Annotated in this window: 12 protein-coding genes and 1 other RNA gene; 9 read left to right on the top strand and 4 right to left on the bottom strand. The window is 69.0% G+C overall.

The genetic code is table 11. The features are described 5' to 3' along the window. Window positions 1-19 precede the first annotated feature (19 nt). Window positions 20-532 carry a GNAT family N-acetyltransferase gene (locus ACFYO0_RS37590; protein ID WP_388685384.1) on the top strand — a complete coding sequence of 171 codons (513 nt, stop codon included), beginning with the start codon at window positions 20-22 and terminating at the stop codon, window positions 530-532. 79 nt (window positions 533-611) lie between these two features. Here ACFYO0_RS37590 and ACFYO0_RS37585 read toward each other — a convergent pair whose 3' ends face one another. After that, on the bottom strand, window positions 612-1472 hold the full coding sequence (locus tag ACFYO0_RS37585) for a calcium-binding protein (protein ID WP_388685382.1): 861 nt from the start codon (window positions 1470-1472) through the stop codon (window positions 612-614). Window positions 1473-1813: 341 nt separating this feature from the next. On the opposite strand from ACFYO0_RS37585, the gene ACFYO0_RS37580 reads away from it, so the two are divergent. The 8 genes from ACFYO0_RS37580 to ACFYO0_RS37545 all read left to right on the top strand — a co-directional run bounded on the left by ACFYO0_RS37580 (window position 1814) and on the right by ACFYO0_RS37545 (window position 15285). After that, window positions 1814-3109 (top strand): ABC transporter substrate-binding protein, encoded by a 1296-nt coding sequence (locus ACFYO0_RS37580; RefSeq protein ID WP_388685379.1) that lies wholly within the window; start codon window positions 1814-1816, stop codon window positions 3107-3109. Next, the gene (locus ACFYO0_RS37575; protein WP_388685376.1) at window positions 3106-4071 is read left to right on the top strand and encodes a carbohydrate ABC transporter permease; all 966 of its coding nucleotides are present in this window, start codon (window positions 3106-3108) and stop codon (window positions 4069-4071) included. The genes ACFYO0_RS37580 and ACFYO0_RS37575 overlap by 4 nt, the downstream gene beginning before the upstream one ends. 37 nt (window positions 4072-4108) lie before the next feature. Then, window positions 4109-4933: a carbohydrate ABC transporter permease gene (locus ACFYO0_RS37570; RefSeq protein ID WP_388685373.1), complete on the top strand. Its 825-nt coding sequence runs from the start codon at window positions 4109-4111 to the stop codon at window positions 4931-4933. 11 nt (window positions 4934-4944) lie between these two features. Continuing rightward, complete coding sequence (gene yicI / locus ACFYO0_RS37565; RefSeq protein WP_388685370.1) at window positions 4945-7260, top strand: alpha-xylosidase; 2316 nt, start codon at window positions 4945-4947, stop codon at window positions 7258-7260. Continuing rightward, window positions 7254-8258: a LacI family DNA-binding transcriptional regulator gene (locus ACFYO0_RS37560; protein ID WP_388685368.1), complete on the top strand. Its 1005-nt coding sequence runs from the start codon at window positions 7254-7256 to the stop codon at window positions 8256-8258. Before yicI ends, ACFYO0_RS37560 begins: the two co-directional genes overlap by 7 nt. Window positions 8259-8368: 110 nt before the next feature. Next, window positions 8369-11272 (top strand): glycoside hydrolase family 3 C-terminal domain-containing protein, encoded by a 2904-nt coding sequence (locus tag ACFYO0_RS37555; RefSeq protein ID WP_388685366.1) that lies wholly within the window; start codon window positions 8369-8371, stop codon window positions 11270-11272. Window positions 11273-11398: 126 nt separating this feature from the next. Continuing rightward, a complete protein-coding gene (locus ACFYO0_RS37550) occupies window positions 11399-14089 on the top strand; it encodes an ATP-binding protein (protein ID WP_388685363.1) in 2691 nt (896 codons plus the stop codon). Between the two features lie 110 nt (window positions 14090-14199). After that, entirely contained in the window at window positions 14200-15285 is a 1086-nt protein-coding gene (locus ACFYO0_RS37545) for a class I SAM-dependent methyltransferase (RefSeq protein ID WP_388685360.1), read from the top strand. A 159-nt stretch (window positions 15286-15444) separates the two neighbouring features. On the opposite strand, the gene ssrA is transcribed toward ACFYO0_RS37545, so the two are convergent. From ssrA to ACFYO0_RS37530, 3 genes are all read right to left on the bottom strand, one after another. Next, window positions 15445-15841: a transfer-messenger RNA gene (ssrA, locus tag ACFYO0_RS37540) on the bottom strand. A 116-nt stretch (window positions 15842-15957) separates the two neighbouring features. Then, window positions 15958-16437: an SsrA-binding protein SmpB gene (smpB, locus tag ACFYO0_RS37535; RefSeq protein WP_344387312.1), complete on the bottom strand. Its 480-nt coding sequence runs from the start codon at window positions 16435-16437 to the stop codon at window positions 15958-15960. Between the two features lie 18 nt (window positions 16438-16455). After that, window positions 16456-17649: a S41 family peptidase gene (locus ACFYO0_RS37530; protein ID WP_388685357.1), complete on the bottom strand. Its 1194-nt coding sequence runs from the start codon at window positions 17647-17649 to the stop codon at window positions 16456-16458. Window positions 17650-17683: the final 34 nt, after the last annotated feature.

The raw sequence follows: 17683 nt of genomic DNA, 5'->3' as shown, positions 1-17683 counted from the left end.
CCCTCCTAGAGTGACCGACATGGACATCACGGAGGCGCGGCAGGTGAGACTGGAGCCCTGGGCGGAAGGCGACTTCTGGCTGCTCCAGCGGACCAACAGCCCTGAGATGACGGAGCACTTGGGCGGCCCCGAGAGCGAAGAGAAGCTCGCCTCACGACACCAGCGCTACCTCGGCATCGAGCGGGGGCAGATGTACCGGGTCACGCTGGCGGACACCGGCGAGACGGTGGGCTCGATCGGCTTCTGGGAGCGCGTGTGGCGGGACCGGGCGGCATGGGAGACGGGGTGGGGTGTGTTGCCCGAGTTCCAGGGACGGGGGCTCGCGGTGAAGGCTGCTCGTGCGGTGGTGGAGGCGGCGCGGGCTGCCGGAGAGCACCGGTACCTTCATGCGTTTCCGAGGGTGGACCATCCCGCGTCGAACGCGGTGTGCCGCGGGGCCGGGTTCGAGCTGCTGGGTGAGGTCGAGTTCGAGTACCCGAGGGGCCACTGGATCATGTCGAACGACTGGCGGGTGGATCTCGGCAGAGGCTGACGGGGGTGACGGATGAGTCGGCGAACCGCCCGGGGAACTGCGCGGATGACCCGGCAGTTCCCCCGGGCATTCAACACCGTCAGTCCTGCACGATGATGTTCGTGCCCGCGCCCCCGGAGAGCGTGTCCGCGTCCGGCCCGCCGTACAGCTCGTCGTTGCCGGTGTTGCCCCAGAGCTGGTCGAAGCCGCTGTTGCCGTGCAGGATGTCGTCACCCCTGCCGCCGTACAGCAAGTCGTCGCCGTCCCCGCCGCGGAGCGTGTCGTTGCCGTCGTCGCCGCGCAGGATCTGGGTGTCAGGGCCGCCCTGGATCACGTCGTTGCCCGCGCCGCCTTCCGTGATGTCGCCGCTGGTGGTGATCGTGTCGTTGCCGTCGTCGCCGAAGACCATCGCGGCCACACCCGCCGTGATGATGTCGTCGCCCGCTCCGGCCCGGACGGCATTGCCGTCGACGCTGCCGGTGTGGGTCAGCCGGTCGTTGCCGCCGCCCAGGTCGAACGCGTTGGTGTGGAAGGCCTGGTCGGTGGAGTTGGTGATGGCAACGCTGTCAGCGATGTCGCCGAGGTCCATCCGCATGGTGGTGTAGGGGGACTGGCTGTCCAGGGCGGCGACCGTACAGGAGACCTTGGCCCGGTCCGCGGGGTCAGGGTGGACGCAGCCGTTCCCCGCGCTGATCGGGACGATGTCCTCGATCACATAGGTGATGGTGTCCTTCGAGCCGTCGGTGAACGATTCGTCGACGAGCACGTTGTTGAACTGGCCGGCGGCGGCCGTGTAGGCGAGCTCGCGGCCGTTGTCGCTGACCACGGCGGTGGCCGACGGCTCCGCGGCACCGGCTGTGGCGGCCAGGGCGGTCGGCAGGGCCAGCCCCGCACCGAGAGCCAACGTCATCGTCGTGGCGGTGCGTAACACGCGGCGGCTGACGAGGTGAGAACGCAACATTTCATGACCTCCGTGAGTCAGTTCTGGTCATCCACTGATCAGTAGTTGTCCAACAAGGCCCAACAACCTCGTGTGACCCATGGGGCCCTCCATTTAGTTGCCCACGGCACAGAAATTCAAGATCCGTTGAGACCCCGTTCACCGGAGACCGACCGACCCCACACGACCGAAACCTTCACCCCCACTTCGTGCCAATCCAAGCCCACCTTGCCCACCTCATTGACGCACCCCCCAACCCCCACATACCTTCCCCCGTCGAAGCGCTTCGACATCACGCGTCGAATCGATTCGATGAGCTGCGTGATGTCCCCATACCCATCCGACTCCCCTGGAGGCACAGGATGTTGACGGCACAAAGGCGTGTGGTGGCGGTGGCCGCGGCGGCTCTGAGCGGAGCCCTGCTCCTGGCCTCCTGCGGCGACTCGGACAGCGGGTCCTCCGATGGGAAGACGCTGCGGCTATGGCACTACGAAGCGCCCAACAGCGCGATGGGCGTGGCCTGGAACGAAGCCATCAAGGAGTTCGAGAAGACGCATCCGGGCGTGAAGGTGAAGTTCGAGGAGAAGGGCTTCGAACAGATCCAGAAAACGGCCCCGATGGTCCTCAACTCCAGCGACGCGCCCGACCTCATGGAGTACAACAAGGGCAACGCCACGGCCGGACTCCTCTCCAAGCAGGGACTCCTCACCGACCTCACCGGCGAAGCCACCAAGCGCGGCTGGGACAAGAAGCTCAGCTCCGGCGTGCGCACCACCAGCCAGTACAGCGCCGAGGGCGTGATGGGTTCCGGCAACTGGTACGGGATCCCCAACTACGCCGAGTACGCGATGGTCTTCTACAACAAGGACCTCTTCAAGAAGCACGGGATCACCGAGCCCACCACGTTCGACGAACTCACCGCCGCCATGGACAAGTTCGTCGACAAGGGTGTCACCCCGTTCGCCAACGCGGGGGCCGAGTACGTGGCCCATCAGTACCTCTACCAGCTCGCACTCACCAAGGCCGACCGCGCCTGGGTGGACAAGTACGAGCTCTACAAGGGCAAGACGGACTTCCACGACGAGGCCTGGACGTATGGCGCGGAGACCTTCGCCGACTGGGTGAAGAAGGGGTACATCAGCAAGAAGTCCAGCGGAACGAAGGCGGAGGACGCCGGCACGGCGTTCATCTCCGGTGAGAACCCCATCCTGTTCTCCGGCAGCTGGTGGTACGGCCGCTTCGCCGAGGAGAACAAGTTCGACTGGGGCACGTTCCTCTGGCCCGGGTCGGACATGACCCTCGGCTCCGGCGGCAACCTCTGGGTCGTCCCCAAGGGCGCCAAGAACAAGGAGCTGGCGTACGACTTCATCGACATCACCATGTCGGAGAGGATCCAGAACCTGCTGGGCAACAAGGGCGGAGTGCCGGTGGCCGCCGACGCGTCGGCCATCACGGAACCGAAGGCCAAGAAGCTGATCGGCGACTTCAACACCCTCTCGGAGAGGGACGGCCTGGCCTTCTATCCCGACTGGCCCGTCCCCGGCTTCTATGACGTCCTCGTCTCCGAGACGCAGAAGCTGATCACCGGGAGCGGATCGCCGGACGACTACCTCACGGCACTTCAGGAGGCGTACGACAAGGACGTACCGAAGCAATGACGGTGACCGTCGAACGGGGCGGGCGGGTCGTCGAGAAGCACTCCGGGACCAGGCTCCCGCGCCGCCCCCGTGACTCGTACGCCCTGTTCCTGCTCCCCGGAGTGCTCGCCTTCCTCGCGGTCGTCGTCGTGCCGTTCCTGATGAACACGGGGGTGAGCTTCACCGACTGGCAGGGCGTGGGCTCCCCGGAGTGGTCCGGGCTCGCCAACTACCGCGAGCTGATGGACGACAGCGAGTTCTGGGCCTCCTTCCGGCACAGCCTCTTCATGGTCGTCGCCATGGCGGCCGTACCGACGGTCATCGGACTCGTCCTCGCCGCCGCCCTGTTCGACTTCGTCGGCAAGCACTTCGGGACGAGGACGGCCGCCGTGCTGCGCGCCTGCTTCTATCTTCCGCAGGTGCTGCCGATCGCCGTCGCGGGCATCGTGTGGAGCTGGATCCTGGCGCCGGAGAACGGCTCGCTGAACGAGCTGCTGAAGGCCATCGGTCTCGAGAGCTTCCAGCAGGACTGGCTCGGTGACCCCGACTTCGCGCTCTACAGCGTCATGGGCGTCATGGTCTGGGTGCAGATCGGCTTCCCGCTGGTCGTCTTCATGTCCGGACTCCAGCGTGTGGACCCACAGCTGTACGAGGCCGCCGAGCTGGACGGCGCGGGATGGTGGCGGCGGTTCTGGCACATCACGCTGCCGCAGATCCGCCCGGAGATCTACGTGGTCCTCCTGTGGTGCACGATCGCCGCGCTCAAGGTGTTCGGCGCGGTGTACGTGCTCACCAAGGGCGGGCCCGGCGGGGCGACCAATGTGCCCTCGTACTTCTCCTTCACCACGTTCTTCGAGAAGACGCAGGTCGGCTACGGCGCCGCGATCTCGACCGTACTGACCGTGATCATCCTGGCGCTGGCCCTGGTCGGCCTCAAGCTCCAGACCCGCGCGGAGGACGCCGAGGAAGGGCTCATCAAATGACCGAGGCAGGGCTCATGGCCGAGGAGGGGCTCCGCAGATGACGACAGCCATACGCCGCTATCCCGTCCTCGTCGCCCTCGTCATCGCCGCCGCCTTCATGGTGCTGCCGTTCTTGATCGTCGCGGTCAACGCGGTGAAGTCCCCGGCCGAGTACTCGGCGAGCGGCCCCCTCAGCCTTCCCGACGGCCTCTATCTCGACGGCCTGAAGGACTTCTGGGAGCGCGTCGACTTCGGGCAGAAGCTCATCAACTCGATCCTGATCAGCGGCAGTGTGGCCGTAGGGGCCGCCGTGCTCTCCGTACTCAACGCGTACGCGATCGGCATCGGCCGGATCAAGGGCCGTACCTGGGTGCTGGCGTTCTTCGTGCTGGCGAACATGCTGCCGCAGGAGGCGCTGGTCTACCCGATCTACTACCTGAGCAAGGAAGTCGGCATCTACGACACCCGGCTGAGCGTGATCATCGTGTTCACGGTGATCCAGGCGGCCTTCGGTACGTATCTGCTGTCGTCCATTCTCGGGCAGTTCCCGCGCGAGATCATCGAGGCCGCCCGGATCGACGGGGCGAACAAGTGGCAGGTGCTGTGGCGGATCGTGGTCCCCGTCAGCCGGCCGACCATCGGAGTGCTGCTGGTCCTCTTCTTCATCTGGACCTGGAACGAGTTCCTGTTGCCACTGGTCATGCTGATCTCGAACGACAACCAGACGGTGTCGGTGGCGCTCGGTGTGCTGCAGGGCCAGCGCCTGATGGACGCCACGATGACGAACGCGGCCGCCCTCCTCGGCGTACTGCCCGCCATCGTCTTCTTCCTCGTCTTCCAGCGGACACTCACCCGCGGTATCGCCGTGGGTGCCGTCAAGTAAGGGGTGTGCCGGTGAAGTTCAGCGACGGCTACTGGCTGCTGCGCGAGGGCGTGACCGCGGCCCATCCAGTCGAGGTCCTCGATGTCACCGCCGCGCAGGGCACGTTGGAGATCCACGCGCCGACCCAGCCCATCCGCCACCGCGGCGACCTGCTGAAGGGACCGGTCGTGACGATCAGCGCGCATGCGCCGATGCCCGACGTCATCGGCGTGACGTTCACGCACTTCGAGGGCGAGGAGCCACGCGGACCCGAATTCGAGGTCGCACAGGAGGAGTTCACGGCTACCGCCACGTACGACGACGAGTACGCGACCCTCACCGCGGGCGCCCTGTCCGTGAAGGTCTCCCGCGACGGCCCCTGGCACATCGACTTCCTCGCCGACGGCCGCACCCTCACGAGCAGTGGCCGCAAGGGCATGGGCATCATGCGGGACGCCGAGGGGGGCCACTATCTGCGGGAGCAGCTGAACCTCGGCGTGGGCACGAACGTCTTCGGCCTCGGCGAGCGCTTCGGGCCGCTGGTCAAGAACGGCCAGGTCGTCGACATGTGGAACGCCGACGGCGGCACGGCCACGGAACAGGCCTACAAGAACGTTCCGTTCTATCTGACGAACGCGGGCTACGGCGTCTTCGTCGACCATCCAGGACGGGTGTCGTTCGAGGTCGGCTCGGAGACGGTCTCGCGGGTCCAGTTCAGCGCCGAGACACAGCATTTGACGTACTACGTCATCTACGGGCCGACGCCCAAGGACATCCTGCGCAAGTACACGGCGCTCACCGGCCGGCCGGCTCTGCCGCCCGCCTGGTCGTTCGGGCTGTGGCTGTCGACGTCCTTCACCACCTCGTACGACGAGGCCACCGTCACCTCCTTCATCGAGGGCATGAAGGAGCGCGAACTGCCGCTGTCCGTCTTCCACTTCGACTGCTTCTGGATGCGCGAGTTCAACTGGTGCGACTTCCAGTGGGATCCGCGGGTCTTCCCCGACCCGGAGGGCATGCTCAAGCGGCTCAAGGAACGCGGACTGAACATCAGCGTGTGGATCAATCCCTACATCGCGCAGCGTTCCCCGCTGTTCGCGGAGGGGCGGGCCCTCGGGCATCTGCTCAAGAAGCCGGACGGCAGCGTCTGGCAGTGGGATCTGTGGCAGCCGGGGATGGCGCTGGTCGACTTCACGAGCCCGGCCGCCCGCGACTGGTACGCGTCGAAACTTCAGGCACTGCTCGCACAGGGCGTCGACTGCTTCAAGACCGACTTCGGCGAGCGGGTCCCGGTGGACGTGGCGTACGCGGACGGCGGCGACCCGGAGCGGATGCACAACTACTACACGTACCTCTACAACCGCACCGTCTTCGACGTGCTGCGCGAGCACCGCGGCGAGCAGGAGGCAGTGGTCTTCGCGCGGTCGGCGACGGCCGGCAGCCAGAAGTTCCCGGTGCACTGGGGCGGCGACTGCGAGGCCACGTACGAGTCGATGGCGGAGTCGCTGCGCGGCGGGCTGTCCCTCGGCCTGTCCGGCTTCGGCTACTGGAGCCACGACATCGGCGGCTTCGAGGGCACGCCGACGCCCGCCCTGTTCAAGCGGTGGATCGCCTTCGGACTGCTGTCCTCGCACAGCAGACTGCACGGCTCGTCGTCGTATCGCGTGCCGTGGCTGTTCGACGAGGAAGCCGTCGATGTGCTGCGGCTGTTCACCAGGCTCAAGCTCCGCCTCATGCCGTATCTGTACGAGGCTGCCCGCGCCGCCCACGCGGAGGGGGTGCCGATGATGCGGGCGATGGTCCTGGAGTTCCCGGACGATCCCGGGTGCGCGCATCTGGAGCGGCAGTACATGCTCGGTTCCGATCTGCTGGTCGCGCCCGTGTTCTCCGACGAGGGCGAGGTGTCGTACTACGTCCCCGAGGGCACCTGGACGCACTTCCTCAGCGGGCAGACGGTCACCGGACCGCGCTGGGTGCGCGAGAAGCACGGGTTCTCGAGCGTTCCGTTGCTGGTCAGGCCGGGTGCGGTGATTCCGGTCGGCGCCGTCGAGGACCGGCCCGACTATCCGTACGCGGACGGGGTCACCCTGCACGCGTACGGCCTGGAACGCGGCGCACAGGTCACGGTGCCGGTGGACGGCGTGACCTTCACGGTCGTACGCGAAGGGGACACGCTGCGGGCCTCGTCAAGCGATCCCTCGGCGCCCTGGGGACTGTCCGCCGGCGGACGGACGGTACGGGCCAAGGCCGGGACCGGATTCGTGTCGCTGGAACTCGGCTCGCAGGAGGCGCTCTCCGCGGAAGCGGCCTCTCCGGAGCAGGAACAGAATCAGGACGGAGCATGGTGAAGATCACCGACGTGGCGCGGCACGCTGGGGTCTCCCCCAGCACCGTGTCGTACGCGCTGAGCGGCAAGCGCCCGATCTCGGAGGAGACCCGGCAGCGGATCGAGGACAGCATCCGCGAGCTGGGCTACCGGCCGCACGCGGGCGCACGGGCGCTGGCCAGCAGCCGGTCCAATGTGCTCGCGCTGGTGGTGCCGTTAAGGGCGGGCATCCATGTACCGGTGGTGATGCAGTTCGCGGTGTCCGTGGTGACGACGGCGCGCCGGCACGATCACGACGTACTGCTGCTCACCCAGGAGGAGGGCGAGGACGGGCTGCGGCGGGTCGCGGACACGGCGCTCGTGGACGCGCTCATCGTGATGGACGTCCAGCTCCACGACGGGCGGCTGCCGTTGCTGCGCGCCCTGGACCGGCCCTCGGTACTGATCGGGTTCCCGGCCGAGCCCGACGGGCTCACCTGCATCGACCTGGACTTCCAGGCGGCGGGCGAGGTGTGCGTCGAGCATCTGGCGGGCCTCGGCCACCGGGTGATCGCACTCGTGGGCTCGCCGCCCGAGGTGTACGTACGGGAGACGGGCTTCGCCCAGCGGGTCGTACGGGGCTTCACCGCGGCAGCGGACCGGCACGGGCTGTCCTCCTCGGTGCACCCGTGCGAGGCGGAGCCCGCGGCGGCCCGCCAGGTCGCCGAGCAGCTCCTTCGCGAATGCCCGGCGTTGACGGGTGTCGTCGTCCACAACGAGCCGATCGTCGAACCCCTCATCGACGCCTTCGAGCAGCTCGGCCTGCGCGTCCCCGGCGACCTCTCCGTCACCGCGATCTGCCCGGACGAGCTGGCCGCCCGCGTCCGCGTCCCCGTCACGTCGGTCGCCATACCGTCCGCCGAGGTGGGCGCAGGAGCGGTCGAACTGCTGATGAAGAAGCTGGGCGGCGCGTCCGTACCGGAGGCGACGCTGTTGCCGCCACGGCTGACTGTGCGGGACAGCACGGCGCGGCGGCCCTGACGCCCCCGAGCACAGGCTCTTCCCACGGAAGTGAACTCTCCAAGCCTCAAGTGCAAGGCCTTAGTCGAAGGAGCCGTGTCATGAAAGGCAAGAGAAGACAGAGACCCACCGTGAGACGGGCCGTCCCCGTCCTGGCACTGACATTGATCGCCGGACTCGGCGTCACCGCCACCGGAACGGCCGCCGCGGACCCCGCCTACGCCTTCCGCAACCCGAAACTCTCCGTCGACCGGCGCGTGGACGACCTCCTCACCCGGCTCACCCTCGACGAAAAGATCTCCCTGCTCCACCAGTACCAGCCCGCGATCCCCCGCCTCGGCATCAAGCCCTTCAAGACCGGCACCGAGGCCCTGCACGGAGTCGCCTGGCTCGGCGAGGCCACCGTCTTCCCGCAGGCCGTCGGGCTCGCCTCGACCTGGGACCCACAACTGATCGAGCGCGTGGGCTCAGCGGTCGGCGACGAGACGCGCGGCTTCCAGCAGGAACGCCCGCCCGGCTGGGGCCTCAACCTCTGGGCGCCCGTGGTGAACCCGCTGCGCGACCCGCGCTGGGGCCGCAACGAGGAGGGCTACTCCGAGGACCCGTATCTGACGAGCGAGATGGCCATCGCGTACGGCACGGGCCTGACCGGCGGCGACCCCGACCACCTCAAGACGGCCCCGACACTGAAGCACTACCTCGGCAACAACAACGAGGTCGATCGCACGACCACATCGTCCGACCTGCGCCCGCGCGTCCTCAAGGAGTACGAGGAGCAGGCGTTCAAGCCGGCGATCGAGGCGGACGCGGCAACGGGCGTGATGTCCTCGTACAACCTGGTCAACGGCCGCCCGGCGACGGTCAATCCGGCCCTCGACGACGAGGTCCGCACCTGGTCCTCGTACGACCTGCTGAACGTCACCGACGCCTACGCGCCCAACAACCTGATCGCCACCGGCAGCCAGAAGTACTACGACACCCTCGCCGAGGGGAACGCGGCAGCGCTCAAGGCGGGCATCGACAGCTTCACGACGGACGACGCGAACTCCGCACCGACGACCACGGCCATCAAGTCGGCAGTAGCCGCAGGCCAGTTGAAGGAGTCGGACGTCGACACGGCCGTCGGGCACATCCTGAGCATCCGCGTCCGGCTCGGCGAATTCGACCCGGGCGGCGGCAAGTACGGCTCCATCGACAAATCGGTGGTGAACAGCCCGGCGCATCAGAAGCTCGCCCGGAAGGCGGCGGCCGATGCGGCCGTACTGCTGAAGAACTCGGGCGGCGCCCTGCCCCTGAAGACCTCGGCGAAGAACGTGGCCGTGGTCGGCCCGCTCGCCGACACCCTCTACACCGACTGGTACTCGGGCACGCTTCCCTACGGGATCACCCCGAAGGAAGGCATCGCCGCGAAGCTCGGCACCTCCGTGACCAGCAGCGAGGGCGTGGACCGCATCGCGCTGAAGAACGTCTCGACCGGCGCGTACGTGACAGCCGGTTCGGACGCCGACGGCGAGCCGCTGAAGGAGAGCGGCACCTCGTCCGGTACGGCGGTCCAGTTCGACGTATTCGACTGGGGCGCCGGCATCGTGACCCTGAGGTCGGCGGCGAACGGCGAGTACGTCGGCGCCAAGGGGTCGGGCTTCGTCAACGACCAGGTACAGCCTGGTGGCTGGTTCGTGCAGCAGCAGTTCGCGCTGGAGGAGCAGACGGACGGCACGTATCTCCTCCGCTACGCCGGGTACGAGACCCGTGAGCCCTGGTGGTCGAACCCGGTCTACCTCGGCCCGACCGGCGACGACGGGACCCTCGGTCTGGTGACCAAGGAGGAGGCCGCGCGCTACACCAAGGACGTCGTCCGCAGCGGCACCGAAGAGGCCGTGGCGGCGGTGAAGGGCAAGGACACGGCGGTCGTGGTGGTCGGGTCCATGCCCGCGATCAACGGCCGCGAGAACGACGACCGTGAGGACATGAGCCTGGCACCGTCCCAGGAAGCCCTGGTCAAGGCGGTACGCAAGGCCAACCCGAACACCGTCGTGATCGTGGAGAACAGCTACCCGACCACCCTCGGCGACCTCCAGAAGAACGTCCCGGCCCTCCTCTGGACCACCCACGCGGGCCAGGAGACCGGCAACGCCCTCGCCGACGTCCTCTTCGGCGACGTGAACCCGGCGGGCCGTCTCACCCAGACCTGGTATCGGTCGGAGTCCGACCTGCCGTCGATCCTGGAGTACGACAACATCAAGCACGACCGCACCTACCAGTACTTCAAGGGCGATCCGCTGTACGAGTTCGGCCACGGGCTCTCGTACACCTCTTTCCGCTACGGGCAGTTGAAGCGCGTCGACGGCGGTTACGAGGTCGCCGTCACCAACACCGGGCGGCGGTCCGGGGACGAGGTCGTGCAGCTCTACACCCACCAGCGGACCTCGCGCGACAAGCAGCCGCTGAAGCAGCTGGAGGCGTTCCAGCGGGTGTCGCTGAAGCCCGGCCAGACGAGGACGGTCAAGCTGAAGCTCTCGGTGGACGATCTCGCGCACTGGGATGTCACGCGGTCCAAGTGGGTGGTGGAGAGCGGGACTTACGACGTTCTCGTGGGCGCTTCCTCCGAGGACGTCCGCGCGCGTACGGCGCTGAAGGTGCGCGGCGAGACGATTCCCGCGCGGGACCTTTCACGGGTGACACGGGCGGAGAACTTCGACGACTACGCGGGCGTACGGCTGGTGGACGAGTCGAAGGCACGCGGCACCGCTGCGGGAGCCGCTGATGACGGCGCGTGGCTGAAGTTCGCCGACTCCCAACTGGGTTCGCGCGTCCCGAACTTCAGCGCGAGGGTGGCCGGAGCGGCCGGGAAGGTGGAGATCCGACTGGGGTCGCCGACCGGAGAGCTGGTGGGCACGGCCCAGTTCGGCGGCACGCGCTCGCCGTACACCTACGAGACGGTGACCGCCTCCCTCTCGAACGCGGCGAAGGGTCGCCAGGACGTGTACCTCGTACTCGACAACGGCCTTCGCCTGTCCACCTTCTCCCTGCGCTGACCTGCGTGCGGCTCGGGGCAGCACCTGACGGCTGCCCCGAGCCGCACTCTCACGGCCCCTCCTGCACGGCGCTCGCACCGGCCATACTGTTGAAGGGGCGGACCGGCACGGTCTGAGGGGTGCGGCATGGTGCTACGAACGGCGCGGGAGCTGCTCGGCCGCGAGACTGAGCTGGACGCCGTGCGCGCGCTGCTCGCCAGGAGCCCGGTGGTCACGGTCACGGGGGTCGGCGGCGTCGGCAAGACACGACTTGTGCAGGCCGTGGCCGCCTCCGAAGTGGTGCGGCCGGTGGTGATGTGCGACCTCGGAGCCGTCGACGAACCGGCGGCCGTGGAATTCGCTGTGGCCGACGCGCTGGGTTTCCCATCGCTGGACGCCGCGCTCATCGGTCTCGGTGAGGCGATCCGCGTACTCCTCGTCGACAACTGCGAGCACTTGCTCGACGCGGCGGCCGACGCCGTCTCCCGGTTGGTGGACCGCTGCCACGGCGTGTGTGTGCTGGCCACGAGCCGGGAGGCGCTCGGCATCGCCGGCGAGCACGTACTGCCCCTCGGCCCACTGGCGCTCCCGGCGTCCGGCGCCACCGCCGAGGACGCGATGCGGTCGCCTGCGGTGCGTCTTCTCCTTGAGAGGGCGGCGGCTGCAGGTGCGGACGTGGATCTCGTGGCCGACCCGGAGGCGGTCGTCGCCCTGTGCCGCCGTCTCGACGGGCTGCCCCTGGCCATCGAGCTGGCGGCGGCCCGGCTGCGCAGCCTGACGCCACGCGAGGTGCTCGGCCACCTCGACGACCGGCTCGACCTGCTCAGCCGCGGCCGGGACCGCGGCCCGGAGCGCCACCGCAGCCTGGAGGCGGCGATCGACTGGTCGTACGAGCGGCTGTCGGACCCGGCGAAGCGGGTGTTCGAGCGCCTCTCGGTGTTCTCGGGACGGTTCACCGCCCAGCACGCGCAGGCGGTCGCGGGCGAGCCGGGCGACGACCTGCTCGCCACGGTGGAGCAACTCGACCAGTTGGTCGCGCAGTCGCTCGTGACGGTCCGCCGGCAGGGCAGCCGGAGCTGGTACGGGATGCTGCGGACGCTGCGCGGCTACGCCCGGGAGCGGCTGGCCGAGCGCGGTGAACTGCAGCGGGTCGAGGGTCGCTGGGTGGACTCGTTCGTCGGTACGGCGGTCGATGTACGCGACCGCATGCTCCGGGCGTGGCCGGTCGACCTGATGATCACGCTGCAGAACACCCATCTCGACGTGGCCGACGCGCTGCGCTGGTGCGTGGCGCACGACGACGTCCCCGACCGGGCGCGCCCGCTGTTCATCCCGCTCTGCGGGCTTCTCAAGAGCCGCAGGGCGATGCCGATCGCCGAGCTCGGCGATCTCGTCCTGGACCGGTGGCCCGAGCCCCGGCACGAAACCTGGGCGGAGGTCGCGGCCGCCGCGTCGGTCGCGCACGTCCTGCGCGGCTCGGGAGAGCGGGGCGTCGCGCTCGCCCGGCAGGCCATCGACGGCACCTCGTCGGGACTCGCCGCCGTCAACGCCCGGCGCGCGCTGTACTTCCACGAGCGCAGGGCCGGGCGGCACGAGGTGTCACTGCGCTGGATCGACGAGGCCATCGACATCGCCGTCGCGCACGACATGACGCCGTGGCACAACGAGCTGCTCACGTTCCGCGCGCTCGCGCTGGCCTCGCTCGGCCGGGTCGAGGAGGCGATCGACCAGGCCGGCGCCGCCCATCGGATCGCCTCGGGAATCGGCAGCCCTGCCCTGGAGGCCTGGGCCGTCGCGATCCAGGGCAGCCTCATCGCGCTGCGCGACCCGGTCGCCGGGCGGGCGATGTGCGCGCACGCGGCGCAGTACTGCGAGGAGATCGACTACCCGATCGGCGCCGGGATCAGCCTGCGCACGCTCGGCGCACTCGCCGCGCTGGCAGGCGATTTCCCGCGATCCGCCGAGTACCTGAGCCGGGCCCTCGACGCCTTCCTCGGCTTCGGCTACGTGTCCGAGACCGCGCTCACCCTGCGCTGGATCGCCCGGCTCACCCACCTGACCGGCCGGGAGCGGGCCGCGGCCACACTGTGGCACTCGACCGGGTCGGAACGCGGCGACATCGTCGATGACGTGCTCGGCCCGCCGGAGGTGGACACCCGTCTCACGGCGACCGACGCACCCCCGCTGCCCCTGTCGGCCGCGGTGGCGCGGGCGCGGGCCGAGCTCGCCGCGATCACCTCGGGGTCGGCTGCCGCAGGCCCGGCAGATGCGGGACGCGTGAGCCGCACCGAGCCCACGCCCCCGGAGCGCGCCAGGAACGTCTTCCGGTTGGAAGGCTCGGTGTGGACCGCCGCCTTCGACGGTGTCACAGTGCGCCTGCCCGACGCGAAGGGGTTGCACGACCTGTCCGTACTGCTCTCCCGTCCGGGCCGCGAGGTGCACTGCACGGAACTGATGGGGGCGGCCGTCGAGCAGTCCGACACGGGTCCGGTGATCGACTCGCAGGCTCGGCGGGAGTACGAGGCCAGGATCGTCGAGCTCCAGGCTGACCTGAAGGAGGCCGAGGAGTTCGGCGACACCGGTCGCGTCGAGGCGGCACGTACCGAAATGGAGTTCCTGCTCGCGGAACTCACCGCCGCCACCGGCCTCGGCGGCCGCGACCGCCGAGGCGGCGGCAACGCAGACCGCGCCCGCTCCGCCGTCACCCAGCGCATCCGCGCGGTCCTGCGGCGGCTCGACGCGCTGCACCCCGCGCTGGCACGGCATCTCCGGGCCGCCGTCAGCACGGGTACCTGGTGTGCCTACCGGCCGGACGCCCCGGTCCGCTGGGGCACGTAAGACGCGTAAGGCCACCTTCACCGAACCCCGTAAGGGCCGATCTTCCGGCGTACGACGGCATCTCACGCCTTCTCGGGTGACAGAGCAAGCACCCGACGGGAAGACCCACCATGACCACCACGACAGACACCGGCACCGCCATCGACACCGCCCGCCTCGATCAGCTGCTGGGCGCCGCGATCAGCGACTACGGCGCGACGATGGCCGCGGGCCTCGTCGTGCTCGGCGGCCGGCTCGGCCTCTACGAAGCACTCGCTGACGGCCCGCTCACCTCGGCCGAACTCGCCGCACGCACCGGCACCCACGAGCGGTACGTACGGGAGTGGGCCCGCTCGCAGGCCGCGGGCGGCTACCTGACCCACCACCCGGGCACCTCGGCCGCCGACGACCGCTTCGGCCTCGCGCCGGAGCAGGCGCTCGCCTTCGACCCCGACGGCCCGGTGAACGCGGGTGCGTTGTTCGGTCTTGCGGTCAGCGCACTGCGCGGGCTCGACCGCCTGGAGAGGGTCATGCGGTCCGGACGCGGCATCGGCTACAGCGAGCAGGACCACGGCGTGATCCACGGGATCGCGGAGGTCTTCCGCGCCGCCTACGGCGCCTACCTGCTCGACGACTGGATCCCCGCGCTGGAGGGCGTGCCCGAGCGCCTCTCCGCGGGCGCCCGCGTCGCCGACGTCGGCTGCGGGTACGGGGTCACCACGATCCTCATGGCGCAGCGTTTCCCCGCCTCCACCTTCCACGGATTCGACTACGACACCGGATCGATCGAGCGGGCCCGGGCGGCGGCGGCCGAGGCAGGCGTAGCGGACCGTGCCCATTTCGAGGTGTGCGACGCCACGCAGTTCCCGGCGCTCGGCTACGACCTGATCTGCACGTTCGACGCCCTGCACGACTACGGGCAGCCTGTGGCCGCCGCCCGCCGGGTCCGCGAGTGCCTGGTACCCGGCGGCAGCTGGATGATCGTCGAACCGCAGTCCGGCGACACCCTGGCGGAGAACCTGAACCCCGTCGGCCGGATGTACTACGCCGCCTCCACCTACATGTGCGTTCCGAACGCGATCTCCCAGGGCGGCGACGCGCTCGGCGCCCAGGCGGGCGGAAGGACCCTGCGCGGCCTGCTGTCCGAGGCGGGCTTCAGCGACGTACGCACCGCCGCCGAAACCCCGCTCAACATGGTCCTTCAAGCACGGGTGTGACCAGAGTGGTGTGACCGGAAACGACGAAGGCCCGGTGGTCGTCATGACCACCGGGCCTTCGTCTCACATGGGATGAGGGCGGTCTGGGGGCATGCCCCCAGAGATACAAACGAGGTGGACTGTGCTCGCGCTGTCCGCAAGCACAGTCCACCCTCCAGCTCGTGGAGATGGCGGGAATCGAACCCGCGTCCAACGGTGCAGAACCAGGGCTTCTCCGTGTGCAGTTCGCTGCGCTTTTCTCGGCCCCGGCGATCACGCGAACAAGTCGCCGACGGGCCCAGTCACTGTTTGATTTCCCTCTACGCCCCGTGACCGGGCTTAGAGGTTTAGTTCCCTAGCTGATGCCAGGATCCGGGTCGGGAACGAGCCCGGGCTGACACTCCCATCAGAGAGGCTTCGTTTCGCTACTTGAATCAGGCAGCGAGGGCGAAAGCCTGGGGAGAATCGCTCTTAGAATTGGCGATTATTTTTTTCGGCCTGTGGTTTACGAGATCATGGCCGCTTCCTCGACACGCTTCCCCTGCTTCGACATCCGCTGTCGAAACCGATCATCCCCATGTTGATTTTTCAATCCCCTCCGGAGAGGGGCCCGCACCCGCTGTGGGGTGCAGCCGCCATCGTACGTGACCAACGCAGGTCGGTGCCAACCTATTCCCCGGGATCCGGGAACCCCTACGCCTGCTGCCGGCGCCGTACCGCCGACACCGCGCGCTCCGTCTCGCGCCGGTCCTGCTTCTCTCGCAGGGTCTGGCGCTTGTCGTACTCCTTCTTGCCCTTCGCCAGCGCGATCTCGATCTTGGCTCGGCCGTCCTTGAAGTACAGCGCGAGGGGCACGATGGTGTGGCCCGTCTCCTGGGACTTCTGCTCCAGCTTGTCGATCTCCTCGCGGTGCATCAGGAGCTTGCGCTTGCGCCGGGCGCTGTGGTTGGTCCACGTGCCCTGGCTGTACTCGGGGACGTGCACGTTGTAGAGCCACGCCTCGTGCCCCTCCAGGGACACGAACCCGTCGACCAGCGACGCCCGGCCCTGGCGCAGGGACTTCACCTCGGTTCCCATGAGGACCAGACCGGCCTCGTAGGTGTCGAGGATGTGGTAGTCGTGCCGCGCCTTCTTGTTCTGCGCGATCAGCTTGCGCCCTTTTTCCTTAGCCATAGTGCGGCCATTTTCGCACTACGAGGGGTCCCCGAGGCCACTCAATACCATCTCGGCCCGTTCCAGGACGCCTTCCTCGACCTCCAGGTCGGGGCTGATGCCCCTGCCGTCGACGCTGCGCCCGGAAGGAGTGCGGTAGTGCCCGACGGTCAGCTCGGCGACGGAACCGTCGGGGAGGCGGCTCGGCATCTGGACCGAGCCCTTGCCGAAGGTCCTGGAGCCCACGACGACCGCGCGTCCACGGTCCTGCAGGGCGCCCGTGAGGAGTTCGGCCGCGCTCATCGTGCCGCCGTCGACGAGCGCGACCAGGGGTCTGGAGGTGTCGCCGCCCGGCTCGGCGTGCAGGGCGCGCTGATCGCCGCGTACGTCGTACGTCGCCACCAGGCCGCCGTCGAGGAAGGCGGCGGCGGCGGTGACGGCCTCGGTGACCAGGCCACCGGAGTTGCCGCGCAGGTCGAGGACGATCCGGGCGCCGGCAGGGGTCCCGGCCACGGCGGCCCGTACGAGTTCGCCGGAGCCCTTGGTGAAGGCGGCGACCCCGATCACGGTGACGTCGCCGGCGAGTTCGCGTACCGTCACGGGCTCCGTGGACAGCCTCGCCCGGCGCACCGTCTCGGTCCACGCGCGCGTGCCGCGCTCCAGGCCCAGGGAGACGGCCGTACCGGCGGCGGCGCCGATGGCGTCGCCGCGGAGTAACGCGACGACCTCGGTCACCGGCCGGCCGTCGACGCGCTTGCCGTCGACGCTGCGCAGTCGGTCGCCCTTGCGGATCCCGGCGGCTTCCGCGGGCGAGCCGTCCCGCACGCGGGCCACCGCGATACGTCCGTCGTGCTCGCGCCGGGCCCACAGGCCGACGCCTGTGTAGGCGCCGTCGAGGGCCTCCTCGAACTCCTCGTACTCGCCCTCGGAGTAGATCGCGCCCCAGCGGTCGCCGCTGCGGCTCACCGCGCGCTCGGCCGCCTCCACGGGCGACTTGCCGTCGGCCATCGCCTCGGCGGCGGCCTCGGACACGTCCTCCTGGCGGCCGCCGGAGTCGGCGGAGTCGGCGGACCCGACCGTCGCGGTTCGGGCGCTCTGGGAAGCGGCTTTCTCGTCGGACGCGCTGAAAGAGCCGGTCGCGGCACCGGTGGCGAGGACGCTCGCGAAGACCAACGTCAGGGCCGCCCCGCGGCGGATACGGCGGGGCGGACAGAACAGGTCTCGGCCTGACATGCCGGTGAGTCTAGGACAAGGCAAGGGGCCGTAC

The sequence above is a fragment of the Streptomyces sp. NPDC006365 genome, assembly GCF_042870755.1.
In the GTDB taxonomy this organism is placed as follows: domain Bacteria; phylum Actinomycetota; class Actinomycetes; order Streptomycetales; family Streptomycetaceae; genus Streptomyces; species Streptomyces xiangluensis.
The sequence above is the reverse complement of the archived record's forward strand: the minus strand, read 5'-3'. Positions and strand labels throughout refer to the sequence as shown.